This window comes from Streptomyces sp. HNM0575, assembly GCF_012726265.1.
In the GTDB taxonomy this organism is placed as follows: Bacteria; Actinomycetota; Actinomycetes; order Streptomycetales; family Streptomycetaceae; genus Streptomyces.
The window spans coordinates 161,201-185,686 of sequence record NZ_JAASAG010000011.1 but is presented as its reverse complement, the minus strand read 5'-3'; the positions used below and the strand labels follow the sequence as shown (position 1 = coordinate 185,686).

Here is a 24,486-nt window from a genome sequence, read left to right as displayed (position 1 = left end):
GTACCGCGCGGCCCCTCCGGGCCCCAACTAACCGCCACGGGCCTGCCATTACCTTCAGTAACGATGTTGGAAATGTGACAGGTTTTCCCACGGCTCTTCCAAGCGCGCGACACTCGCCAGTAACGTGCGCTCAACCTCGGGCGTTCGACCCCGTACGGAGGGGAGGCTCGCATGGCGTTCGACAACGGCGAGCAATACGGATATCGCGACGACTACCGTCCGTACCGATCCGCACCCTCGTATCCGCCGCGACCCCACCACCCTCCGCGCCCCGCCTACAGCCCGCCGCCCACGCACGCACCCAGCGTCCCCGCGCACGCCGACACCGAACTCGTGCGCCTGCGCAGCGCCTACCGCTGGCTGCGCCGCAGCATGACGCTGGCCGTGCTCGGCTACTTCACCGTCTATCTCGCCATGGCCGCCTATCTCCCCGATCTCATGGCGAAGTCCGTGGCCGGCTCCGTGAACCTCGGCGTCTTCCTCGGGCTGCTGCTGATCCCGATAACGCTGCTGACGATCGTCACCTACGAACTCTTCGCCCGCGCCACCGTCGACCACATCTCCCACCGGGTACGCATAGCCGACGAGGAACAGCGCGAGAGCGAGGAGGAACGCCGTTGAACCCCAGCGCCGTGGACCCCGATTCGCAGTCCCTCTCGTTCGCCATCTTCGCCGCCCTCGTCAGCGTCACGCTGCTGCTTTGCATCATGACCAGCGCCGAACGCGACGACCTCGACGAGTTCTACACCGGCTTCCGCACTCTCGCACCGGTGCGCAACGGCTTCGCCATCGCCGGCGACTACATCTCCGCCGCGACCGTGCTGTCCACCATCGGCATCATCGCCCTCACCGGCTTCGACGGCCTCGTCCTCGCCCTGTCCACGGCGCTGTCCCTGCTGCTGCTGATGGTCCTGCTGGCCGAACCCCTGCGCAACGCGGGCCGGTTCACCATGGGAGACGCCCTCACCCACCGCTCCCCCAGCCGCCTCGTACGGCTCGCCGCGACCGGCGTCACCCTCGCCGCGCTGCTCCCGCTGATGGTCTTCCAGCTCTCCGGCGCCGGTCAGCTCGTCACCCTCGTCCTCGGCTTCGAGGGCTCCTCCGTGCAGACGGTCACCACCGTCGCCCTCGGCGGGCTCATGATCGGCTACGCCGCGATCGGCGGGATGAAGGGCACGGCGCTCATCCACATCATCAAGCTCGTGGTCCTCTTCGGCGCCTCGCTGATGCTCGCCCTGCTCGTCATGGACAAGGTGGGCTGGGACCCCTCCCGGCTGGTCACCCTCGCCGACACCGGCAGCGGGCGCGGGGCCGCGTACGCACGCTCCGGGCTGCTGATCGCCCCCACGCGGATCGGCAAGGCCGATCTGATCGCCAGTTCGCTGACCGTCGTCTTCGGCGCCGCGTGCCTGCCGCACGTCACGATGCGCATGTACACCGCGAAGAACGCGCAGGCCATCCGCCGGTCCATGTCGTACGCCGTGATGATCATGGCCGTCTTCGCCGTCCTCATCGCCGTCATCGGCGCCGGAGCGACCGCCCTCCTCGGCCGGGAGAACATCGCGGCGGGCGACCCCGAGGGCAGCACGGCCATCCTGCGGCTGGCGCGAGCGATCCTCGCCGACTCCCCCGCGCTGTCGACGTTCGTCTTCACCACCGTCTCGACGGCCGTCTTCCTCACGCTGCTCTCGTCCGTCGCCGGCATGATCCTCGCCTGCGGCAACTCCCTCGCCCACGACCTGTACGCCGGGGTGATGTCCCGCACCGGCTCGCCCCTGCCGCGGCGTGAACTGCTCATCGCTCGGCTGTCGGCCTTCGCCGTGGGCGCGCCCGCGATCGTGCTGGCCGTGCTCGTACAGGGAAAGGCGCTGCGGGGCCTGATCATCCTGTCGTTCAGCATCGCCGCGTCAGCCATCGCACCGGCACTCGTCTACGGGCTGTTCTGGCGCCGCTTCACCCGGCTCGGGATGCTGGGCACGCTCGTCGGCGGCACCGCGGCGGCGATCGTGGTGATGGCCCTGTCCACGACGACCTCGGGCACGCCCCGTTCCCTCTTCCCCGACCAGGACTTCGACGTCTTCCCGCTCACCACCAGCGGCATGATCAGCATCCCCGTGGGCTTTCTGCTCGGCTGGCTCGGCACGTTCCTCAGCACCCGCCGCACGCAGAACCGCGGACGCACGGAGTACCGGGCCGCCGAACCCCGCCTGCTTGCGGGGGCGAGACGCCGCTGAACGGCGCCGGTCTCCACCGGGCGCACGAGGGTCACCGGGTGCACAGGGCACCCGGGTGCACGGGGTTCCCCAACACCGCCTGGATCCGGGCAACTTCGCGCCAGGTGCGGTAGGTGCGGTACGTGGCGCCGCTGAACCGCCGGGCGTGTCAAGGAAGTCGGGGAGCCCCGGGCCGCAACCTCCGGGCCGGGGACCGGCGGCACGGGGCTCGTGTCGCCGGGCCGCCGCGCCGCCGCGGCTCCCGTACCCGCACGCGTCAGCTGTCGCGTCCCCGGACCTGGCCGGGGACGGTGACCGCTTCGGCCGCGCCCGACGGTTCGCCGCCCGTACGGGACCGGCCGCCGTCGGCGGCATCCGCGCCCTCCGCCCCGTCCGCTCCCGGCATTTCGTCCCGGTCGCTCGCCTCGGGCCTCCCCGTCCGGCCTTCGCCCTCGGGCAGCGCCTCGGCGAGACCGCCCCTGCGCCCCGTGAGCGACGCCAGGGTGCTGCGCACCCGTGCCATGTGCCGCCTCATCTCGGCCGCGCGCTCCGCGTGTTCCCACAGCACACGCTCGGTCTCCCGCTCGACGGCCTCCTCGCGCACCCGCGCGCCCGCCAGCAGCTTGTCTCCCCGTGCCCGCGCCTCCTCGTGCCAGCGGCGTGCGTCCTCCTCCGCCTCGGCACGCCCGGCGTGGACGTCCGCCATCAACTGCTCGCCGCGGTCGGCCAGTTCCTCCACGTAGGCCTCCGCGGTCCGCTGCCGCTCGGCGAGTTCCCGTTCGGCCTCCTCCGCTGCCGCCGCCTGCGCCCGCTCCTGACCGGCCAGCGCCTCCGCGCACTCCGACTCCGCGGTCCGCAGCGCGTCGTCCGCCGTCGTACGTGCCTCACGGGCCGCCTCGCGCGCCGCCGTCTTCACCGCCTCGGCCTCGCTGCGGGCCGCCTCGACCCGCCGGGCCGCCGCTGCCGCCGCCTCCGTGCGCAGCAGTTCCGCTTCCTCCTCGGCGGCCTCGCGGACCGCCCGGGCGTAGGCCTCCGCCTCCTCGGCGGTCCTCGCGGCGTCCTGCCGTGCCCCGGCCCGCAGGGTCCGCGCCTCGCCCGACGCGAGCGACAGCAGCCGCCGCGCGCGGTCGCCGAGCGACTCGTACGTCTGCGGCGGCAGGGATTCCGCGAGGCTGGTCAACCGCTCGGCCTCCGCGGCCAGTTCGGCCTCCTGCGCGGTGAGTCCGGCGATGCGTCCCCGGCTCTCCTCCAGCTGGCCGGCCAGTACGTCCATCGCCCTGTCGACCTGCGCGGGCCGGTAGCCACGGCCCCGTACGACGGTGAACTCCTGCGACGACGCACCCATTTCGAGCCCCTTACCTCAGCAACCACTCAACGCGGACGCACATCCTTCTCGATGTGAGCTAAGCGGTCATAACGCGACACTCCATACGAGCGCACCACGAACGAGGCGTCACGTCACCCTCCGCGGGTGCGATGCGGCACCCGTGAAGACGGGGTTCGTGGGCGGCACCAGCGGCGATGTCCGTAAAGCGGAAGTCCTGCCGCGCGTCACCTCACGGACGGTGCGGACCATCCGTGCGGGTGACGGGCGGCGGGATGTGAGGCCGCCGCGAAGAGTGAGCGGGAAACCCGCGGACACATGGAAGCGCCCGGGGAGCCTCAACGGCTCCCGCGGGCTTCGAGGGCTGTGGGACTCCGGGGCCGTGGTGGCCGGAGCCGGGGCTTGTGGTGGCCGGAGCCGGGGCTTGTGGCGGCCGGAGGCCGGAGCCGGGGGCTGTGCGGGGCGCGTTCCGCAGAAGCGCCGGAGGAACGTCAGACGAACGTCAGGCGGGCGTCAGGCGGGCGTCAGAAGAGCCCGTCCCACATCTGCTCCAGCAGCACCGCCCACCAGTTCTCCGGGGAGGAGAGCGCCGCCGGGTCCAGCGCCGCGAGCTGCGCCTGGAAGTCGACCGTCCAGCGGCCCGCCTGCTCCTGCGTCAGCCCGTACCGCAGCGGCCACATGCGGCCGAGCAGCGCGAGCGAGCGCACGAACTCCGGCAGCCCCGTGCTGACGAACTGCGGCTGCGCGGGCTGCCCTTCGGGGCTCGCCTCCAGCGGTACGGCGACGATGTGCGCGGTGCCGTACTGCACGCACAGCTGCTTGCCGAAGTCGTTGCCCATCACCAGATACGAGCCGGCGTCCGCGGCGGGCTGCACGCCCCGCTCCTGCGCCAGTTCCGCCAGCGTCGGCACCGGGCGGCCCGGCTGGGTCTGCCCCCAGAAGAACGGGCCGACGTCGACGGGCAGCCCGGCCCACACCAGCGTCTGACCGACGACGTCGGGCACTCCCTGCCGTGAAACGGCGTGCTGGTCGAAGCGGAAGACGGCCTGCGGCCCGAACGCCTGGGCCAGCTCCTGACCCACGGCGTCCGGCGGCAGCGGCGGCACGGGCGGGATCTGATGCTGCGGCGGCAGCGGCACCCGGCACGGGGCGGGGCGCGCGGGGCCGTCCGCGACCTGGTGCAACTCCCCCTGGTGCTCGATGAGATGACGCATGCCCTGCTGCCGAGTGGCGTGGTCGTGTCCGTACGGAGCGGTGTGCGTCACGCGGACCTGCGGCCACGTCTCGCGGATCATGCGGGCGCAGTAGCCGCCGGGCAGCTCGCAGGACTCCAACTCGGTGTGCAGCTCGACCACTTGCTGCGGCGGCACGTTCATGTTCCGCAGCTCGTGCAGGATCTGCCACTCGGGGTGTGGGGTGCCGGGCGCGGAGCGCCGGATCAGCTGCTGCTCCGAGCCGTCGGGCGCGCGGTAGCGGAGCACCGCCATGTAGCCGGGGCCGACGGTGGGCACACCGGAGGGCTGCGGCTGTTGCTGTTGTTGCTGGGGATAGCCGTACGCGGGCGGCGCACCGGCGTTGGGCGGCGCCGGCGCGGCCGGTGCTCCCGGGATCGGCGGGGGCGCGGCGCCGGGCGGGGGTGCGGCACCGGGCGGGGGTGCGGCACCGGGCGGCGGCCCGGGCGGCTGGCCCTGCTGCGGGAAGCCGTAGCCCTGCGGCGGTGCGGGGGGCGGCGCCCCTGCCGGTGCGCCGGGCGCGGGCGGCGGCGGACCGGGCGGACCGGGGGGTGCGGGAGTGCTCGGGCCGCCCGTCGAGGGGCTCGCGAGCATCGTCGCGGCGTGGTGCACGTCGTCGCCACCGGTCGGGCCGCCGCCGGGGCGCTGCTCGCCACCGGTACCGGGGCCGTCGCCCGGGCCGTCGGGGGCGTTGCCGCCGCCTCCCATCCGCGACACCTCGTCGGCGGAGACCATCTGCGTAGGGACGTAGCCGCCGCCCGCAGCACCGGCCGCCCCCGCACCCGCGCCGCCCGGCCGCGCGCCGGGCGTGCCCGGGGCTCCGGGGGGCGGTGGCACGGACGGACCGCCGCCCCGCGACTGAGGCGGTGCCCCGGGGCCTCCGGCGGCCGCTCTGCCCGTATCGGCGTCGGCGCTTCCCGAGCCCACCGCGCCGGGAGGACCGGGCGGCGGAGGAGGCGCACCGAGACCGCCGGGGCCGCCCGCCGAGGGGCCCGCCAGCATCGTCGCCGCATGGTGCACATCGCCACCGCCCGGGCCGCCGCCGGGGCCCGAACCGGGGGGCGGCGGCGGTGCGTTGGGCGGCATGGGCGGCGGTGGCGGCACGGCCGGACCCTGTGCGGACCCCGGCCCGTGACCCTGCCCCTGACCTTGCCCCTGTACAGGTCCCTGTCCAGGTACCTGCCCCTGTCCGGGTCCCTGGCCCGGCTGCCGTCCGTCGACCGCGGGCGAGACGGCCGTACGCGGAAGAGCGGGCCCCTCCGGCATCAGCTCCGTCTTGGCGTCGGCCGACGCCGGATCGTCCTCGCCACCGGAGAGCGGCGGGGCGAAGACCGTCGCGGGCGGCGCCTGTGCCTCGCCTCCGCCCGAACTGCTGGTGTCCGCCGCGTCCCACGGGCTGACCCCGGCGGCCGCGGCAGCAGCCGCGCCGGCACCCGCGCCCGGGGAGCTGCCCGCGCCCGTACCCGCGCCGGTTCCTCTGCGGTCGGGGATGCCCATCTGGTCCGCGGCCTGCTGGAGCCAGTCCGGCGGCGTCAGCAGGAACGACGTGGCCTCAAGGTCCAGGCGCTGGGGCGCGGTCGGGCCAGGCGGCGCCGCCGGCGCGCTCGGCGTCCCGTACTCCTCCTCGTAACGGCGGATGACCTCGCCCACCGGGAGCCCGGGCCACAGCGTCGTGTCGCCGCTGTCCCGCGCTATCACCAGCCGTGCGCGCGACTCCCCGGCGCCCCCGCTCCCGCTCCCGCCCACGGATCCGGTCCCGTTCCCGGACTTCGGCCCGGCGGAAGCAGCCCCGGCGGCAGCGGCCCCGGCGGAAGGCTCCGCCCACGCCACGAACCCCAGGTCGAACTCCCGTACTTGCACCTCGCGGTGCCGGTCTCCCGGCACGTCGCCGTTGACCCAGCGCTCCGCGCGCTCCTGAGCCTGAGCGAAGGTCACCATCGCGCGCTCACTCCCCAACAACCCTCGACGCCGCCGTCACACCCGCACCGCACGCGCGAAGCCGCCGTCCACCATCAGGTTCGCCACGGTCTCCAGCTCGGGCGGGCTGCCCGCGAGCCGCAGCAGGAACTCGTCGAAGTCGGCGCCGCACGGCCGCAGCAGCCGCTCCACACGCGCCGCCACGTCCAGCCCGTCCCGGTCCCGCGCGTCGTCGAAGGCGCAGAACCACACCGAACCGATGCCCTCGCCCTTCACCTTCACCGCGATCAGACCGCCCTGCACGAAGCCGACGCCCAGGAAGTCCTTGGTGAAGTGGTCGCGCAGGCACTTGTTGATGTAGACGAGATCGTTGACCGCCGCGTCCTCCCGCACGGTGAAGAACGGCTGGTCCACCAGGAGCCCCAACTCGGCGTCCAGCGCCACCCCGCGCGGCGCGCAGCCCCCCGCGGCCTTCAGGAACTCGCGGTAGGCGCCCGGCAGTCGGTACCCGAGGCGCTCCTCGGCCTCCAGCACCTGCGACTCGGTCACCGCGACCGAGTGCGGCACCTTGAAGTGCACGGGCCTGGTGTCCTGCAACGGACGTGTGCCGCCCTTGGCGTGGTCGACGTTCGCCGTCGCCAGGCCGCCGTGGTGCCGCAGCAGCACCTTCACCTCGACGGGGATCAGCTCCATGCGGCGGCCGTACGGTACGTGGTGCCACGTCCAGCCGTGCGGCGTCGCCACCGGCGGCAGATCGGACCACAGCTCATGACCGGCAGCGTGCAGCGCGGCGTTGGCCGAAACGTAGTCGGTGAGGCGCAGTTCGTCGCCGCCGAAGCCCTCCGGGGGCTCCGCGATCTCGGCGGCGGCACGTGCGTACGGGGAGAAGTCCGGCAGGCCGTACTCGTCGACGCGGACCCCTGCGGGATGGCGGGCGAGCCGCACAGGATCGGGGAAGTTGACGATCTGGCCCGCGTAGGCCCGGTTCGGCGGTGCGGGCGCGGCATGCCCCTGTGCCGGCGGCCCGTGCGGGGAGCCCCCCGGAGCAGCGACGGGGTCTGCCCCCGGCTGTAGCCGACCTGTCGTCATCGCGGAAGCCCCCTGCTGCGCATCTGGCCTGACTTGGGACAGCCTATGCGGTACGGCGAAGACGGGTCACCGCCAGCACCCCCGGCGGCGACGGTCCCCGATCAGCGGCGATCGGCCCCTGGCGGCCGCCCGGCGAGGGGACGGGCGCACCTCGTCAGGACTTGCCCTCCGCGGCGGCCGTCAGCTTCTCGTGCTGCTTCTTCACCAGTGACAGGGCGACGCCCTGCGGCTCGCCCGACAGCGAGACCGACATGAACGAGGCGGTGTTGCCGCCCGTACGAACGATGGTGAAGACCGTGGGCGAGTCCTTGCCACGGGTGTCCTCCATCGTGAAGCGCACCGAGTCGTCGCCCACGCCGACGCCCTCCCCGGGCTCGACGTGCAGCCGCGTCCTCTCCCCCGTGTTGATCTGCCCCGTGAACGAATCGCAGCCGCGCACGGCCTTCTTGAGCTGCGCCAGCCACTGCTCGGCCCCGCCCTTCCCGTAGGAGGACAGCAGCACCTGCTGCACCGCGCCGCCCGTGCTGAGGGAACCTTTCATCAACACACCGCTCGCGTACGCCTTGCGCGCGTGCTCCGGCTTGGAGTCCACCACGTCGGTGATCGGGGAGCAGCGGGGATCGTCCGCCTTCATGGTGTTCTGCGCGGGCAGCGCGCCGTCCTTGTCGCGCTGCGCCCGATAGCCCTTCACGTCACCGGACTTCAGCAGCGCGCCGTCCAACTCCTTCTGGCCCAGGGGCGGTACGTCACCGCCGCGGGCCTCGCCTCTCCCGCCGGAGGAACCCGCACCCCCCGACCCAGAACCGGAACCGGATTCGCCGCTTTGTCCCTCGTCCTTCTTCCCGCCCGTGCCGCCACCGTCGTCACCACCGTCACTGCAAGCAACCGCCGTCACCGCCAGCACCGGCACCGCCACCGCGACCCCCAGAGCGCGCCGGACACGCGAACCGAGACGGCTACCCCTGCGACCACACGTGCGACCGTGTCGGTCACCATCACTGCGACAACCACTGCGACAACGAAGAGAGGTGCGGCCCATGACGGAACTCCTGCCTCGAAATGACGATGTATCCCGGCTGCCGAGCCCAACTATCCCGGCCCACCTCCGCCGTTTCATCCCCGCAACGAAAACCATCACAACCCGATGACATCGACACTGGCATGATCGACTCGCCCCCCACGCTGCATACTTGGCCCGGCACACAGCACACACCAGAACACAAACGGCAGAAGGGGCCGTGCGGGGAGGAACCACCACATGAACACCGCGTCGCTCAATTCCCCGGCATCCGCCGCGGGCGCCGGAACGGCTCGGCCCGCGCCGGCCGCCCGGCCCGCCGAGACCGCCGAGGCCGCAACGGCACCGGCGTCCGCACCGGCCCCGGCCCCGGCTCCCGCAAGGTCCGCGGCCGCACCCGGTGCCACGGCCCCTCCCGGCCCCCGTACCGCCGCCGACCCCCGCGTCGGCTGGACCACGGCACCCGAGGACGCACCGCCCCCGCTCCACGAACGACGCGACGGCATCCTCCCCGCCGTCGCCGCCGCCCTCTCCGTACGCGGCAACACCCTCACCTCCACCGGCAACAAGGGCGACCAGCCCCCCGCACCCCACCCCCTCGTACAGGACTTCCTCGACACCCTCACCACCGGGCACCGCGCACGCCACACCGGCCGCTGCCCCGAAACCGTCCTGATCTCGCGCCACCTCACCGACACCGAGACCGCCCGCAACGCCAAACGCACCAACCGCCGCACGGGCAGCGGCAAACCCCGGCCGCTCACCCACACCGAGGCCAAGCGCACCCTCAAGAACGCCAGACTCACCGCACGCCACATCCGCGAGCACGGCGACCCGCTGCACGGCCGCTACGCCCCGCCCTGCCAGGCATGCGCCGCGCTCCTCGCCCACTTCGGAGTACGAGCCGTCGACCCCGGCGGCACCGGAACCGAAGGCACCGCAGCAGCCGGCGCCACCGCAGCACCCTCCGCAGCCGCCCGCGAAAAGACGGCCCGGTGACCCCGCCCCCGCCGCCGAACCACCGCACATCCACCACCCGCTTCCCCGTCGCCGTCGACGACGCACTGCGCAACGCGGGCTGGCAGCCCGGACGATGGGACATGCGCCAGGCCGAGGAATGGGCCGACACCCTCCGCGGGCACGTCTCCCCCGGCGGGCACAGGCACGCCGTCCTCCCCGCCGCCGTCGAGGTCTGGGCCGAATTCGGCAACCTGCCCATCGTCCCCACCGGCCCCGGCCGCAACATCGCCGCCGCAGCCGTACGCATCGACCCCCTGCACGCCCTGCACGCACCGCGCACCCTCGCCGAACTGGGCCGCGCCCTGCGCACCGAGATCTGCCCGCTCGGCACCGACGGAACCGACGCCGCCCTCCTCGCCATCGACACCGAAGCGCGCGTCTACAGCCTCGACCACACCGGCGACTGGTACCTCGGACGCGACTTCGACGCCGCACTCGCCGCGCTGCTCACCGGCAACCGCCCGGAACGGCTCACCAGGCCACAGGACGCTGCGGCCGCCCACGGCGCCTTCTGACGAAGCCGGCCCGGCCGTACCCGTACGGCCGGCGGGCCCGATGCCCCGTAACCAGGGACCTAACCAGGGACCAGAGCCCAGGGCGCATCGCCCCGACCCAGGGGTCCCTCACCCCGGCCGTCCACAACCCCCGCGCCCCCGCGCCGAGTTCGCCGCCTAACCCGGCCCCGCGGCCCCCGACCGCCCGGCCGGAATCACCGCCGACACCCGGAAACCGCCCACATCCGTCGGCCCCGACACGAACCCGCCGCCGAGCGCCGTCACCCGCTCCTTCATCCCCACCAGCCCGTTGCCGCCGCTCGGCAGCCCCGCACCGGCCGCACCCTCGCCGTCCACCGGCCGCTCGTTCTCAACCTGCACCGCGACCTCCCCCTCACGATGCGCCAGCCGCACCCTCGTACGGGCACCCGGCGCATGCTTGTGCACGTTCGTCAGCGCCTCCTGCACCACACGGAACGCGGTCTGCTCCACCCCCGCCCCGTAACCCCCCGACGAACCGTCCACCGAGAAGTCGACCGACATCCCCGCCTCCCGCGACTGCCCCACCAGCGCGCCCAGTTCCGCCAGCCGCGGCCCGTCGCCCGCACCCTGCTCCTCCGCGGCGTCACCGGCCACATCCTCCGGGAGCGCCGCCCCCGGACCCGCACCCGCGGCGACGTGCGTACCGGCACCGGCACCGGCACGGCCGCCCGCGCCCCCGGCCGAACCCGCAGCCGAACCGGCCGCGCCCTCACCCGGCTCGCCCGACGACGCACCCGCACCCCGCCGCCCGCCACCGCCGTCCTTCGCCGAACCCGCCGCCGCCACCGCGAACTCCGCCAACCGCACCGACGCACCGCCCGAACCCGCCGCCCGCTCACCGCCGCCCTCCGGCGAACGCAACACCCCCAGCATCGTCCGCAGCTCCGTCAGCGCCTGCCGCCCCATGTCACCCACCAGCGCCGCGTTCTTCGACGCCTTCTCCGGGTCCTTCAACGCCACCGCCTGCAACGCCGCCGCATGCACCACCATCAGACTCACCCGGTGCGCCACCACGTCGTGCATCTCCCGCGCGATCCGCGTCCGCTCCTCGCTGCGCGCCCACTCCGCACGCTCCTCCGCACGGTCCGCCAGCAGCGCCAACTCCCGCTCCAGACCGTCCGCCCGCTCCCGCAGCGACACCACCAGCCGCCGCCGCGCACCGACGTACAGCCCCATCAGCACCGGCGGCGCCGTGACGCCCGTCGCCACCACCACGGACATCAGCGGAATGAACCACCAAGGAGGATTGAAGCCGGGATCCTGGCCGATGCTCTGATGCAGCCGCACGACCGTGGTGATCACGGCGGCCGCGGCCTGCATGCCCGTCAGCAGCACCGTGATACGGCGCGGCACGTTCGGGGCGACCGCGAGACTGTAGAGCCCGACGAAGCCGAGCACGAACCCCATCTCCGCCGGCGCCAGCGCGACCGCCACCAGCACGACCGCGATCGGCCAGCGCCGCCGCAGCACCAGCGTCGACCCCGCCACCAGCCCGAGAACCACACCGGCCGCCGCCGGCAGCCCCGCCTCGTCCGCGAAGTCCACGCCCTGCACGGCGCACTCCACCGCGGACACCAAGGTCAGAGTGACGTCCAGCACGACGCTCCGCCGGCGCTCCCACCACCACGGTCCGCCGACGTCCGGCCTCTCCCCCGTCTCGGTCATACCGACCAGCGTACGACCGGCCGCCGACCCCTTTTCCGATCCGTACAGGAACCGAACACTCCGTCGCTGGAACCCAACATTCCGCCCACGGCACAGAGCAGCGTCAGGCACAAGGGGAACATCTTGCCCCCAACCGAACTGGTGAATAACCACTGATTCCGCCGCGCTCGGCGACGAACGCGGCGGAAGCTGCCGTCATGGTGCAGGCGAAAACCGAACTGAAGGCTCGCGCGCGGGAGCTGAGGCGAGCGGGAAAGACCTACGACGAGATCGTGCAGGAGCTGGGTGTGGCGAAGAGCTCCGTGTCGCTTTGGGTACGGGATCTGCCGAAGCCCCGCCCCTCGCCGGAGCGGATGCATGCGATGCGCGAGGCGCGCTGGGCGCCTTACCGGGCCTTCCGCGACCGTGCGCGGAGGGAGACGCACGAGGCCGCGAAGCAGGAGATCGGCGCCCTGACCGACCGGGAGCTGTTCCTCATCGGCGTGGGGCTCTACTGGGCGGAGGGCACGAAGCGCAAGGCCCACCAGCCTCGCGAGAAGGTCACGTTCGTCAACAGCGACCCCGGCATGATCACGGTCTACCTGGCCTGGCTGGCCCTGCTGGAAGTCCCACCTGGGGACGTGCGCTTCTCGGTCATGATCCACGAGTCAGCGGACGTCGCAGGAGCAGAGCGCTACTGGGCGGAGCTCGTCGGCCGCGATACCGCGGACTTCGGCAAGACCACCCTCAAGAAGCACAACCCGAAGACGGTCCGTAAGAACGTCGGGGCCGACTACCGGGGCTGCCTCGTGGTGCGGGTTCTGCAATGCGCCGATCTCTGCCGCCGCATCGAAGGCTGGTGGTCGGGGATCACTACCGCTGCTCCCCGGAACCTGCCCGTCACCCACGGGTCGGGTAAGGTCTGACGCGGCGATCCCCTGTGGTGTAACCAGGCAGCACCCCAAGTTTTGGTCTTGGTAGTCAAGGTTCGAATCCTTGCGGGGGAGCTCGAGGTTCGAATCACGGGCCCCGCCCCCATCGAGGTCGGGGCCCGCTCTCGTGTCCGGAAATCAAGCCCTCCGTAACCCACCGGTATCCTGCGGGTGTTCCCCCTGACCCCGTAGCCGAAGGGCATCCCCCGTGAGCGTCAACCGCCCGGCAGCCGTCGTCGTACTCGCAGCGGGTGAGGGCACCCGTATGAAGTCGGCGACGCCCAAGGTTCTGCACGAGATCTGCGGCCGTTCCCTGCTCGGCCATGTCGTCGCGTCGTCCCGCAATCTCTCCCCCGAGCATCTCGTCGTGGTGGTCGGTCACGCCCGTGAGCAGGTGGCTGCGCATCTCGCCGAGGTGGACGCGGAGGTGCGCACGGCGGTGCAGCACGAGCAGAACGGCACCGGGCACGCGGTCCGCATGGCGCTGGAGGAGCTGTCGGGCAGCGGTGTGGCGCTCGACGGCACCGTGGTGGTGACCTGCGGGGACACCCCGCTGCTGACCGGTGAGACGCTCCGGTCGCTCGCGGGGACGCACGCCTCGGACGGCAACGCGGTCACCGTTCTGACCGCCGAGGTGCCGGATTCGGCGGGCTACGGCCGGATCGTGCGCGAGGAGGACAGCGGCGCGGTCACGGCGATCGTGGAGGACAAGGACGCGACGCCGGAGCAGCGGGCGATCACGGAGATCAATTCGGGGGTGTTCGCGTTCGACGCGCAGTTGCTGTCGGACGCTCTCGGCAAGGTGCGTACGGACAACAGTCAGGGCGAGGAGTATCTGACGGACGTGCTCGGCATTCTGCGCAGTGCGGGGCACCGGGTGGGCGCGTCGGTGGCGGGCGATCACCGGGAGATCCTCGGCATCAACAACCGTGTGCAGCTTGCGGAGGCGCGCCGGCTGCTGAACGGCCGGTTGCTGGAGCGGGCGATGCTGGCGGGTGTGACGGTGGTGGATCCGTCGTCGACGCTGCTGGATGTGTCGGTGTCGTACGAGCGGGACGTGACGGTGCTTCCGGGTACGCAGTTGACGGGTTCGACGCATCTGTCGGAGGGCTGCGAGGTGGGCCCCAATTCGCAGTTGGCCGATACGGCCGTGGGGGCGGGTGCGTCGGTGAGCAACACGGTGGCGTCGGGTGCGGAGATCGGTGACGGGGCGAAGGTGGGTCCGTTCACGTATTTGCGGCCGGGGACGAGGCTGGGTGTGAAGGCGAAGGCGGGCGGTTTCGTCGAGCTCAAGAACGCGGAGATCGGCGAGGGTTCGAAGGTGCCGCATCTTTCGTATGTGGGGGACGCGTCGGTGGGCGATCACACCAACATCGGTGCGGCGACGGTGTTCGTGAATTACGACGGTGAGAACAAGCACCGCACGGCGATCGGTTCGCACTGCAAGACGGGCGCGGACAACATGTTCGTGGCGCCGGTCACGGTCGGGGACGGTGCGTATACGGCGGCGGGTTCGGTGATCACGAAGGATGTGCCGTCGGGTTCGCTGGCCGTGGCGCGTGGCCAACAGCGCAATATCGCGGGGTGGGTGGCGCGTAAGCGGCCCGGGAGTGCGTCGGCGCGGGCGGCGGATAGCGCGTCCGCGTCGGGGGGTCCGGGTGCCCCGGAGACGCCGGGCGCGGAGGGCGCCGAGGGCGCGCAGGGTGGCTGACGAGCGAGGACGGTTGCTGCCGGGTGCGCGTGGCCGTGGGGCGGGGCGTACGGTTGAGAGGCACGCACGCCCCGCGGAACTCAAGGAGACTGTGCAGTGACCGGGATCAAAACGACCGGCGAGAAGAAGTTGATGCTCTTCTCCGGCCGCGCCCACCCCGAGCTTGCGGAGGAGGTCGCGGATGAGCTGGCTATCGAGGTGGTCCCGACCAAGACTTTCGACTTCGCGAACGGCGAGATCTACGTCCGCTTCCGGGAGTCCGCTCGTGGGGCCGACTGTTTTCTGATGCAGAGCCACACGGCTCCGATCAATAAGTCGATCATGGAGCAGCTGATCATGATCGATGCTTTGAAGCGTGCTTCGGCCCGCAGCATCACGGTGATCGTGCCGTTCTACGGCTATGCGCGTCAGGACAAGAAGCACCGTGGGCGGGAGCCGATTTCGGCGCGGTTGATGGCGGATCTGTTCAAGACGGCCGGTGCGGACCGGATTCTCACGGTGGATCTGCACACGGATCAGATTCAGGGTTTCTTCGACGGCCCGGTGGATCATCTTTTCGCGTTGCCGGTGCTGGCGGATTACGTGGGCGGTCAGGTCGCCCGGGACAAGCTGACGGTGGTGTCGCCGGACGCGGGGCGTGTCCGGGTGGCGGACCGGTGGGCGGACCGGCTGGGTGCGCCGCTGGCGATCGTGCACAAGCGGCGCGATCCGGAGGTGGCGAATCAGGTCACGGTGCACGAGGTGGTCGGTGATGTCGAGGGCCGGGTGTGTGTCCTGGTGGACGACATGATCGATACGGGTGGCACGATCTGCGCCGCGGCGGACGCGCTGTTCGCGAACGGCGCGGAGGATGTGATCGTCACGGCGACGCACGGCGTGCTGTCGGGTCCGGCGGCGGACCGTCTGAAGAACTCGAAGGTGAGCGAGTTCGTCTTCACGAATACGCTGCCGACGCCGGGAGAGCAGGATCTGGACAAGGTCACGGTGCTGTCGATGGCTCCGACGATCGCCCGCGCGGTGCGGGAGGTCTTCGAGGACGGCTCGGTGACCAGTCTCTTCGACGAGCAGGCTTGAGCGGGCGGGCGCTTGTGCGTCCCGTCCGCTGATCGATTTCCGCACGGCCTTCCCCGCCCCGTAGACTCCTGTTGTCGCTCGGCGAGGGAGGCCGTGTTCGTGCGCTGGTCGTACGGCCCGGCTCATCCGTTATCGACGCGCGCTCTTCGCCAGGGTCCCCACGGCGTTCCCGTCCGTGGCCGGCTCTGCGGCGTGGCCGGTCTGTCGTGGACGGACCGAGTGACACCACAGATGCGGATCCGTTTTCGACTGCGAGGAGCGCAGCATGGCTGACGTCAATCTTTCCGCGAGCATCCGTTCCGAGTTCGGCAAGGGCGCTGCTCGTCGTCTGCGCCGCGAGGAGAAGATCCCCGCAGTGATCTACGGTCACGGCGAGGACCCGGTCCACGTGGCGCTGCCCAGCTACGACATGATGATGGCGCTGAAGACGCCGAACGTCCTGATCCACCTGGACGTCGATGGCAAGAAGCAGCTGGTGATCCCGAAGGCCGTGCAGCGCGAGGCGATCCGCGGCTTCCTGGTCCACGCTGACCTGCTGGTGGTGCGCCGCGGCGAGAAGGTCAACGTGGACATCCCGATCCACGTCGAGGGCGATCTGGCTCCGGGGCAGAACCTGCTGGAGCACGTGCTGGTGGCGCTGCCGGTCGAGGCTGAGGCCACGCACATTCCGGAGTCGGTCACGGTGTCGGTCGAGGGTCTGGACGCGGGCGACTCGGTCACGGCCGGGCAGATCAAGCTGCCGCGGGGCACGTCGCTGGCCGTCGAGGAGGACGACGTGGTGATCCAGGTGCTGGCGGCTCAGGCCGAGGAGCCGGAGCCCGAGGAGGAGACCGAGGGCGAGGCGGAGGCCCCGAGCGAGGTCGCCCCCGAGTGACCCCCTGGTCCCGGTGACGCTTGGTCCCGGTGACGCTTGGTCCCGGTGACGCTTGGTCCCGGTGACGCTTGGTCCCGGGGATTCCCGGCCCCTGTGACTGGGCGGCCCCGGCGCCCCGTTGACCCGTCGGCCCGGGTGAGCCCGTCGAGCCGGTGACCGAACCGGCTCCGCGGGCCGCCCGTTCCGGGTGTTGCGGGGGCCCGGGTTTCCGGGTCTTCCGGGTGCCGTTCTCCGACTGCCGCCGCGTTCCCTGGCTGCACGGCCGGGCCGAGCGCGGCGGCGGTCGTTGCGCCGGTGCCGTTGTTGTCCGTACGTACGAGGCTGGACGCCTGATCCTGAAGGGCCGCTGTGATGACGACTGTTGCCGGTACGGGTGGGGCCGGTGCCGCTGGCGGCCCGGCGGGGCCTTCGGGGCCCTGGCTCGTCGTGGGGCTGGGCAACCCGGGTCCTGGCTATGCGGGGAACCGGCACAACGTCGGGTTCGTGGTCACGGACCTGCTCGCCTCCCGTATCGGGGGGAAGTTCAAGGCGCACAAGTCGCGTGCGCGTGTGCTGGAGGGCCGGTTCGGGGCGCCGGGTTCGGCGTCGGGCTGCCGGGTGGTGCTCGCGCAGCCGATGTCGTACATGAATCTCTCGGGCGGTCCGGTGACGGCGCTCCGGGACTTCTACAAGGTGCCGGTGGAGCGGATCGTGGTGGTCCACGACGAGCTGGACATCGACTTCGGTGTGCTGCGGCTGAAGAAGGGCGGCGGCGACAACGGCCACAACGGGCTGAAGTCCCTCACGAAGTCGCTGGGTCCGGGCTACTTCCGGGTGCGGTTCGGGGTCGGCCGGCCGCCCGGGCGCATGCCGGTCGCGGACTATGTGCTGAAGGACTTCTCCGCGGTGGAACGCAAGGAGCTGGACTACTTCACCGACCGTGCGGCCGACGCGGTGGAGTCGCTGGTGCTGGACGGCCTGGAGCGCGCGCAGACCACGTACAACTCCTAGCCGCCGTACGGCGCCAACTCGCAGGTACCGTACGGTGGTTGGCGCCGTCCGCCCGGCTTCCGGCGGGGTCACGGGCGCCGGTAGGCGCGTACGGACCGCACAGCACGGACGTGCACAGTACGGAAGGACCGGGACGCATCCGTCTTTAGGACGCAAGCAGGATGCGGAGGTTGACCCTCCGGACGGTTTGCCCAAGGATCCCGGCCATGTCCTCCTCGACGCCTTCCTCGACGGGCACCGTCAGATCCAAGCGGCGCAGCCGTACTCGCCGGGCCGGGGAGAGCATGTTCGGCGTGCTGCTGCTGACGCGGAACATCGTCCTGACACTCGTGGCGGTGCTGCTGCTCGTCGCCGGCGGCTGGACGTCGTGGCAGACGGCGGGGCCGGCGCTGACGGGCGATGTGCGCGGCACGGTACGCATCGCGAAGTGCACCGAAGAGGAGTGTGCCGGAACGTTCGTGCCCGCCACGGGCGGGGGAAGTCCGAGCAGTTCGGGCGGTTCGCAGCCGAAGAAGGTGAAGGTCGCGGAGTCCGCCTCGGGCACGGTGGGCGAGCGGCTGGAGGTCGCGGTCGAGCCCGGGACCGACCGGGCCGTGCGCACGGGCGCCTCAGGTGCTCTGTACGGCGCCGTGCCGCTCGGGGGTTCGCTGGTGCTGGCGGCGCTCGTCTTCGTGGGCGGGATGCGGATGAAGCGCACGGCGCTGGTGCTGGGCCTGCTGGGGGTGGCGTTGATGGGCGCCTCGTGGGCGGTGCTGACGTTCTGAGACCGCTGGGCCCGTTCTGAGACCGCTGGGCCCTCTGAGCGCTCCGGTCCCAGCCCTGCCCCCGCGCCGTACAACGCGCGCCCGTACCACCTGCCCGTACGACGACGAGGCGCCGCCGCCGCGGGTGAACTCCTGAACTCCCCGCCGCGACGGCGCCGTTCGCGCCCTGTCCGCTCTCTCAGCCCGTGTTGCGCAGCCCCGCCGCGACGCCGTTGACGGTCAGCAGCAGCGCGCGGCCGAGCATCGGGTCGGGCTCCTCCCCGCGTTCCGCGGCGTCGCGCTGGCGGTGCAGCAGCGTCACCTGGAGGTAGGACAGCGGGTCGAGGTAGGCGTCGCGGATCGCGAAGGTCTGCTTCAGCACGGGGCTGGCGTCGAGCAGTTCGCGTTCGCCGGTAATGGCCAGCACTTCCCGCACGGTCAGGTCGTGCTCGGCCGTGATGTCCTCGAAGACGTGCTTCAGCTCGTCGGGCACGAGGGTGTCGACGTAGTGCTGTGCGATGCGCAGGTCGGTCTTGGCGAGGGTCATCTCGACGTTGGCGAGGAAGTTGCGGAAGAAGTGCCAGTGCTCGTGGGCCTCTTGGAGCACTCCGTCGAGTCCGGCCTCGCGCGCGGCCTTCAGCCCGGTGCCGACGCCGTACCAGCCGGGCACGATCTGCCGCGACTGGGTCCAGCCGAACACCCAGGGGATGGCGCGCAGTCCGTCGAGTCCGGCGCCGCTGTCGGGCCGGCGGGAGGGCCGGGAGCCGAGGTGGAGTTCGGCGAGCTGGTCGACGGGCGTGGAGGCGAAGAAGTACGCGGGCAGGTCGGGATCGTCGACGAGCCTGCGGTACGCGCCGTGCGCCGCGTCGGAGACGGTGTCCATGGCGGCGTCCCAGCGGGCGAGCGCCTCGTCGGACTGGCGGGGCGCCGTGTGCAGCGCGGACGCCTGGAGGGTGGCGGCGACGGTGAGTTCGAGGTTCTCCCTGGCCAGCGACGGCACGAGGTACTTGTCGGAGATGACCTCGCCCTGCTCGGTGACCTTGATCTCGCCCTCCAGGGTGCCCCAGGGCTGGGCGAGGATCGCGTCGTGCGTGGGGCCGCCGCCGCGGCCGACGGTGCCGCCGCGGCCGTGGAAGAGCCGCAGCCGTACGCCGTGCCGGTGCGCGACGTCGCGCAGCCGCCGCTGCGCGCGGTGGATCTCCCACTGGGACGTGGTGATGCCGCCGAACTTGGAGGAGTCGGAGTAGCCGAGCATGACCTCCTGGAGGTCGCCGCGGAGCGAGACGAGCTTGCGGTAGGAGGGGTCGGAGAGCATCGCGTCGAGGAGCTCGTCGGCGATGCGCAGCTCGTCGGTGGTCTCCAGCAGCGGGACGATGCCGATCTTCGCCCAGCCGGCGTGCAGGTCGACCAGTCCGGCCTCGCGGGCGAGCACGGCGGCCGCGAACACGTCGTCCGCTCCCTGGCACATGGAGATGATGTACGACTCGACGACCTCGGGCCCGAAGGTCTCCAGCGCCTCGCGGACGGTGGTGAAGACGCCGAGGGTTTTCGCGCCGGCCGCGTCCAGCGGCGCCGGCGAGGGCGACAGGGGACGGCGGGAGCGCAGCTCCTTGGCGAGGAGGCGCTGCCGGTAGTCGCGGGGCATGTCGATGTAGCGCCAGGACTCCTCACCGAGGCGGTCGAAGAGCTGCCCGAGCGCGTGGTGATGGGCGTCGGCGTGCTCCCGTACGTCCATGGTGGCCAGCTGGAGGCCGAAGGCGGCGAGGGTGCGCAGCACGCGCTCCAGGCGGCCGTCGGCGACGAGTTCGCCGCGGTGTGCGCGCAGCGACGTCTGCAACAGCGTGAGGTCGTCGACGAGTTCGGCGGTGCCCAGGTAGTCGCGTCCGTCCACGTGCGGTGCGCCCGACGCGAGCCGGTCGCGGGTGTTGAGGAGCTTCTGCCGTACGCAGGTGGCCTTGAGCCGGTAGGGCTCCTCGGCGTTGAGCCGCTTGTAGCGGGGGCTGATCTCGGGCAGCCGCTCCAGGTCGCGGCTGAGGGAGTCGAGCAGCTCGGTGGTGGCGCCGCTGTTGCGGATGGAGTTGGACAGGGCGCCGCGCAGCTCGTCGATGTGCTCCAGGGCGTCGGTGATGCCGTGCTCGTGCTGGAGGAGCAGCACCTCCCAGGTCACTTCGGGAGTGACGTTGGGGTTGCCGTCGCGGTCGCCGCCGATCCACGTGCCGAAGGTGAGGGGGCGGGTGCCGGCGGGCAGGGGCGCGCCGGCCCGCTCCAGCTCGGCGGCGAGGTCCTCCAGCACGTCGCCGACGGCGCCGCGGTGCAGCTCGTCGAGGTAGTAGACGGCGTTACGGGCCTCGTCGGCGGGCTCGGGGCGCGCGACGCGCAGCTCGTCGGTCTGCCACACGAGGTCGACGTTCTCGGCGAGGCGCAGGTCGGTGCGGCCGCTGTCGAGGGGGTCGGTGTGCTCCAGCAGTTCGGCGATCTTGCGGAGCTTGGTGAGCACGGAGCGGCGCGCGGCCTCGGTGGGGTGCGCGGTGAAGACGGGCCGCACGCCGAGGTTCCGCACGGTCTCGGCGAGGTGCGCGGGGTCGGCGTCCTTGAGCATGCCGGCGGTGCGGGAGAGGTTGCCGCCTTCCGCGGCGCGGCGGGCGCGCAGCTCCCGGCCGCGGTGCACCTGCTCGGTGACGTTCGCCAGGTGGAAGTACGTGGAGAAGGCCCGCACCAGCTTGGTGGCTGTCTCCAGGTCGGTCCGGCCCAGCAGGGCCGCGGCGGCCTCGCCGTCGCTGCGGGTCAGCGCCCGCACGCGCTCGACGAGGTCGAGCAGCTCCTTGCCGTCCTGGCGCACGAGGGTCTCGCCCAGCAGGTCGCCGAGGCGGCGGATGTCGGCGCGCAGCGCGCTGGTCGACTCGGTTTCGGCGGGGGTGCCGGAGGCGGATTCCGCGGCGTCCGACGCGGCGTCGGCGGCGGTCTTCTGTGCGCCCTCCGCGGCGGTCCCGTCGGCGGCTTCGGAGTCGGTCGCGGCGTCGGTCCCGTGGCCCGCTCCGGGCCCGTCTCCGCCCTGCCGGCGGCGGGTCTCGGCACGGCTCACTTCGGCACTGCTCACAGGTTGGGCTCCTTGCGGCATTTGCTTCGGGCAGGTCACGGACCGCGCTGTCCGGCGCTTCCCAGGATATGCGCGGGCGGTCGCCGTACCGGTCCGCCGTCCGATGGGTGAGCACGCACTCGTCTGCCCCACGCCCCCCTTGCTACGCCTGTGAGGCCTGCCATACTTACGAAGCCGTAGGTTACGGTTCCGTAGGACTTGCGTGGGCACGAGACGCGAAAAGTGCACGACGTTGAAGCCCCTTACCGCTCTGACAAGGGACATCTATGACCACCAGCCCCCCGGACGTACTCGACAGCTCCCCCGACGCCCGTAAGAAATCCGCCTCCGAAGCCCAGAACTCCCCCGTCGCCGTCTCCGCGACGCTGGGCGGCGAGAAGCGCCGCTCGGTGGAGCAGATCGCGCTGCTGGCCTTCATCGTGGTCCCCTTCCTGGCGCTGCTCGCTGCGGTGCCCCTGATGTGGGGATGGGGAGTGAGCTGGCTGGATCTGGGCCTGCTCACGGCGATGTACTTCATCGGCTGCCACGGCATCACGATCGGCTTCCACCGCTACTTCACGCACGGCTCGTTCAAGGCGAAGCGCCCGCTGCGCATCGCGCTTGCCGTGCTCGGCTCGCTGGCCGTCGAGGGCCCGGTGGTGCGCTGGGTCGCCGACCACCGCAAGCACCACAAGTTCTCCGACGCCGAGGGCGACCCGCATTCGCCGTGGCGTTTCGGCGAGACCGTCCCCGCCCTGATGAAGGGCCTGTGGTGGGCGCACGTCGGCTGGATGTTCGACGAGGAGCAGACACCGCAGCACAAGTACGCACCGGATCTGATCAAGGACTCGACGGTGCGCGCCATTTCGCGGCAGTTCGTGCTGTGGACGACGGTGTCGCTGCTGCTGCCCGCCGCGGTCGGCGGTCTGGTGACGATGTCCTGGCAGGGCGCGCTGACGGCGTTCTTCTGGGGCTCGCTGGTACGCGTGGCGCTGCTGCACCACGTCACCTGGTCCATCAACTCCATCTGCCACGCGGTGGGCAAGCGGCCGTTCAAGTCCCGCGACAAGTCGGGCAACGTGTGGTGGCTGGCGATCCTTTCCTGCGGCGAGTCCTGGCACAACCTGCACCACGCGGACCCCACGAGCGCCCGCCACGGCGTGGAGAAGGGCCAACTCGACTCCAGCGCCCGCATCATCCGCTGGCTGGAGCTGGCGGGCTGGGCGTACGACGTGCGCTGGCCGGCCCGTTCGCGTATCGACTCCCGCCGTAAGGAGCCGTCCCGTCAAGCGGCATGATGGAGCCTGTGCCGACGGATGACAGCACCGCCAAGCCCGCAAGAGGAACGGCCAGAGCCGCCAAGAAGGAGAAACGCGCGGCCCGTCGCCGGATGACCGGCAAGGAGCGGCGCGAGCAGCTTCTCGACATCGGACGTGCCCTCTTCGCCGAACGCGGCTTCGAGGGCACGTCCGTCGAGGAGATCGCGGCGAAGGCCGGGGTCTCCAAGCCGGTCGTGTACGAGCACTTCGGCGGCAAGGAAGGTCTCTACGCGGTCGTCATCGACCGCGAGATGCGGCAGCTCCTGGACATGGTGACGGGTGCCCTCACCGGGGGGCACCCGCGGGAGCTGCTGGAGCAGGCCGCGTTCGCGTTGCTGGACTACATCGACGACTACACGGACGGCTTCCGCATCCTCGTCCGCGATTCGCCCGTCGCCCAGTCGACGGGCAATTTCGCGTCGTTGATCAGCGACATCGCCACGCAGGTCGAGGACATCCTGGGCCGGGAGTTCAAGTCGCGCGGCTTCGATCCGAAGCTGTCGCCGCTGTATGCGCAGGCGCTGGTCGGCATGGTGGCGCTCACGGGCCAGTGGTGGCTGAACGTACAGAAGCCGAAGAAGGCCGAAGTGGCCGCGCACCTGGTCAACTTGGCCTGGCACGGCCTGGACGGGCTGGAGGCCAGGCCGCGCCTCATAGGCCACCGGCGCAGCTGAGCGGCGGGTGCGGGGGCGGGGCGGGGGTTCCGCTCGCCGTCCGGCCCCGGCACGTACCGGCCTTCACGCTTCGGCCCTGACTGCCCTGACCGCCCCGGTGGCGTCAGCGCGCGGCGAACTCGTCGAGCGCCGTGCGTATTTCGGCGCTCGTGGTGTCGCCGCCCAGATGGCCGGCGTCCTCGACGACGACGAGGCGGGCGCCGGGCCAGGCCCGCGCGAGCTCCCAAGCCGTGCTGAGCGGGCCGCCCATGTCGAAGCGTCCGTGTATGAGGACCCCGGGGATGCCTTCGAGGCGTCCCGCGTCCCGTATGAGCGCCCCCTCCTCCAGCCACGCGCCGTTGGAGAAGTAGTGCGCGGCGATGCGGACGAGGGCGTGCCGCGCGGCGTCGGGCCGGTCCGAGTACGGCTTGGGCGCGTCGCCCGGCGTCTCCATGGACAGCACGGTGTCCTCCCAGCGGCACCATTCGTCGGCCGCCTCGGCCCGTACGTCCGGGTCCAGGTCCGCCATGCGGCTCGCGTAGGCCGCGAGTACGTCGGGGAGCGTCGCGTCGCGGCCCGCCTCGGGCACGGCGTGCCGGAAGCGGTGCCACTCCTCGGGGAAGAAGAGCCGGGCGCCGCGGTAGAGCCAGTCGATCTCGGAGCGCCGGGTGGTGGTGACGGCGGGGATCACGATCTCGGAGACGCGGTGGGGGTGCCGCTCGGCGTAGGCGAGTATCAGCGTCGATCCCCAGGACCCCCCGAAGAGCAACCACCGCTCTATGCCCAGGTGTTCGCGCAGCAGCTCCATGTCGGCGACGAGGTGGCCGGTGGTGTTGTGTGTCAGGTCCGTGGACGGGTCGGCGGCGTGCGGGGTGCTGCGTCCGCAGCCGCGCTGGTCGAAGAGGACGATCCGGTAGCGGTCGGGATCGAAGCGCCGCCGTGAGAGCGTGCCGCAGCCCGATCCGGGGCCTCCGTGCACGACGAGTGCGGGCTTGCCGTCGGGGTTGCCGCACACCTCCCAGTGGATGCTGTTGCCGTCGCCGACGTCCAGCGTTCCCTGGTCGTACGGCTCGATGTGCGGGTGGAGCGTGTTCATGGCGGTCGCTTTCTGCGTGATGGAG

General features: G+C 71.8%; 18 protein-coding genes and 1 pseudogene. 12 read left to right on the top strand and 7 right to left on the bottom strand.

Going from position 1 to position 24,486, the window contains the following annotated elements:
• Positions 1–171: 171 nt before the first annotated feature.
• Together HCC61_RS24740 and HCC61_RS24735 are read left to right on the top strand one after the other, a co-directional pair.
• The gene (locus HCC61_RS24740; RefSeq protein ID WP_169138955.1) at positions 172–621 is read left to right on the top strand and encodes a DUF485 domain-containing protein; all 450 of its coding nucleotides are present in this window, start codon (positions 172–174) and stop codon (positions 619–621) included.
• Positions 618–2,234, top strand: a complete 1,617-nt coding sequence (locus HCC61_RS24735; protein WP_240969261.1) for a cation acetate symporter — start codon at positions 618–620, stop codon at positions 2,232–2,234. The genes HCC61_RS24740 and HCC61_RS24735 overlap by 4 nt, the downstream gene beginning before the upstream one ends.
• Before the next feature lie 256 nt (positions 2,235–2,490).
• Here HCC61_RS24735 and HCC61_RS24730 read toward each other — a convergent pair whose 3' ends face one another.
• The 4 genes from HCC61_RS24730 to HCC61_RS24715 form a co-directional block, all read right to left on the bottom strand.
• Positions 2,491–3,558, bottom strand: a complete 1,068-nt coding sequence (locus HCC61_RS24730; protein WP_169138954.1) for a DivIVA domain-containing protein — start codon at positions 3,556–3,558, stop codon at positions 2,491–2,493.
• 503 nt (positions 3,559–4,061) lie between these two features.
• Positions 4,062–6,707, bottom strand: coding sequence for an SUKH-4 family immunity protein (locus tag HCC61_RS24725; RefSeq protein WP_169138953.1), 2,646 nt, complete (start codon positions 6,705–6,707; stop codon positions 4,062–4,064).
• Positions 6,708–6,743: 36 nt separating this feature from the next.
• Positions 6,744–7,775 (bottom strand): SMI1/KNR4 family protein, encoded by a 1,032-nt coding sequence (locus tag HCC61_RS24720; RefSeq protein ID WP_169138952.1) that lies wholly within the window; start codon positions 7,773–7,775, stop codon positions 6,744–6,746.
• 154 nt (positions 7,776–7,929) lie between these two features.
• Positions 7,930–8,691: a hypothetical protein gene (locus tag HCC61_RS24715; RefSeq protein ID WP_169138951.1), complete on the bottom strand. Its 762-nt coding sequence runs from the start codon at positions 8,689–8,691 to the stop codon at positions 7,930–7,932.
• A gap of 528 nt (positions 8,692–9,219) precedes the next feature.
• Here HCC61_RS24715 and HCC61_RS24710 point away from each other — a divergent pair.
• A pseudogene (locus tag HCC61_RS24710) lies at positions 9,220–9,792 on the top strand (YwqJ-related putative deaminase); the annotation flags it as partial.
• Complete coding sequence (locus HCC61_RS24705; protein ID WP_169138727.1) at positions 9,789–10,328, top strand: SUKH-3 domain-containing protein; 540 nt, start codon at positions 9,789–9,791, stop codon at positions 10,326–10,328. The pseudogene HCC61_RS24710 and the gene HCC61_RS24705, both read left to right, overlap by 4 nt.
• Before the next feature lie 156 nt (positions 10,329–10,484).
• Here HCC61_RS24705 and HCC61_RS24700 read toward each other — a convergent pair whose 3' ends face one another.
• A complete protein-coding gene (locus tag HCC61_RS24700) occupies positions 10,485–12,014 on the bottom strand; it encodes a histidine kinase (RefSeq protein ID WP_169138949.1) in 1,530 nt (509 codons plus the stop codon).
• A 197-nt stretch (positions 12,015–12,211) separates the two neighbouring features.
• Here HCC61_RS24700 and HCC61_RS24695 point away from each other — a divergent pair, with 197 nt between their 5' ends.
• The 6 genes from HCC61_RS24695 to HCC61_RS24670 all read left to right on the top strand — a co-directional run bounded on the left by HCC61_RS24695 (position 12,212) and on the right by HCC61_RS24670 (position 18,338).
• Positions 12,212–12,919 carry a hypothetical protein gene (locus tag HCC61_RS24695; RefSeq protein ID WP_169138948.1) on the top strand — a complete coding sequence of 236 codons (708 nt, stop codon included), beginning with the start codon at positions 12,212–12,214 and terminating at the stop codon, positions 12,917–12,919.
• Between the two features lie 214 nt (positions 12,920–13,133).
• Positions 13,134–14,636: a bifunctional UDP-N-acetylglucosamine diphosphorylase/glucosamine-1-phosphate N-acetyltransferase GlmU gene (gene glmU, locus HCC61_RS24690; protein ID WP_169138947.1), complete on the top strand. Its 1,503-nt coding sequence runs from the start codon at positions 13,134–13,136 to the stop codon at positions 14,634–14,636.
• 96 nt (positions 14,637–14,732) lie between these two features.
• Positions 14,733–15,710, top strand: coding sequence for a ribose-phosphate diphosphokinase (locus HCC61_RS24685; protein WP_169138946.1), 978 nt, complete (start codon positions 14,733–14,735; stop codon positions 15,708–15,710).
• Positions 15,711–15,975: 265 nt separating this feature from the next.
• Entirely contained in the window at positions 15,976–16,584 is a 609-nt protein-coding gene (locus HCC61_RS24680) for a 50S ribosomal protein L25/general stress protein Ctc (protein ID WP_169138945.1), read from the top strand.
• Positions 16,585–16,935: 351 nt separating this feature from the next.
• Positions 16,936–17,574 (top strand): aminoacyl-tRNA hydrolase, encoded by a 639-nt coding sequence (gene pth, locus HCC61_RS24675; protein ID WP_169138944.1) that lies wholly within the window; start codon positions 16,936–16,938, stop codon positions 17,572–17,574.
• 206 nt (positions 17,575–17,780) lie between these two features.
• Positions 17,781–18,338, top strand: a complete 558-nt coding sequence (locus HCC61_RS24670; RefSeq protein WP_169138943.1) for a hypothetical protein — start codon at positions 17,781–17,783, stop codon at positions 18,336–18,338.
• Positions 18,339–18,516: 178 nt separating this feature from the next.
• On the opposite strand, the gene ppc is transcribed toward HCC61_RS24670, so the two are convergent.
• A complete protein-coding gene (gene ppc / locus HCC61_RS24665; RefSeq protein ID WP_169139201.1) occupies positions 18,517–21,204 on the bottom strand; it encodes a phosphoenolpyruvate carboxylase in 2,688 nt (895 codons plus the stop codon).
• A 476-nt stretch (positions 21,205–21,680) separates the two neighbouring features.
• Between ppc and HCC61_RS24660 the strand changes: the two genes are divergently transcribed.
• Together HCC61_RS24660 and HCC61_RS24655 are read left to right on the top strand one after the other, a co-directional pair.
• Positions 21,681–22,691, top strand: coding sequence for a fatty acid desaturase (locus tag HCC61_RS24660; protein WP_169138942.1), 1,011 nt, complete (start codon positions 21,681–21,683; stop codon positions 22,689–22,691).
• Entirely contained in the window at positions 22,688–23,386 is a 699-nt protein-coding gene (locus tag HCC61_RS24655) for a TetR/AcrR family transcriptional regulator (RefSeq protein ID WP_169138941.1), read from the top strand. The genes HCC61_RS24660 and HCC61_RS24655 overlap by 4 nt, the downstream gene beginning before the upstream one ends.
• 103 nt (positions 23,387–23,489) lie before the next feature.
• Here the strand turns inward: HCC61_RS24655 and pip are convergent, their stop codons facing one another.
• On the bottom strand, positions 23,490–24,461 hold the full coding sequence (gene pip, locus HCC61_RS24650) for a prolyl aminopeptidase (protein WP_169138940.1): 972 nt from the start codon (positions 24,459–24,461) through the stop codon (positions 23,490–23,492).
• Positions 24,462–24,486: the final 25 nt, after the last annotated feature.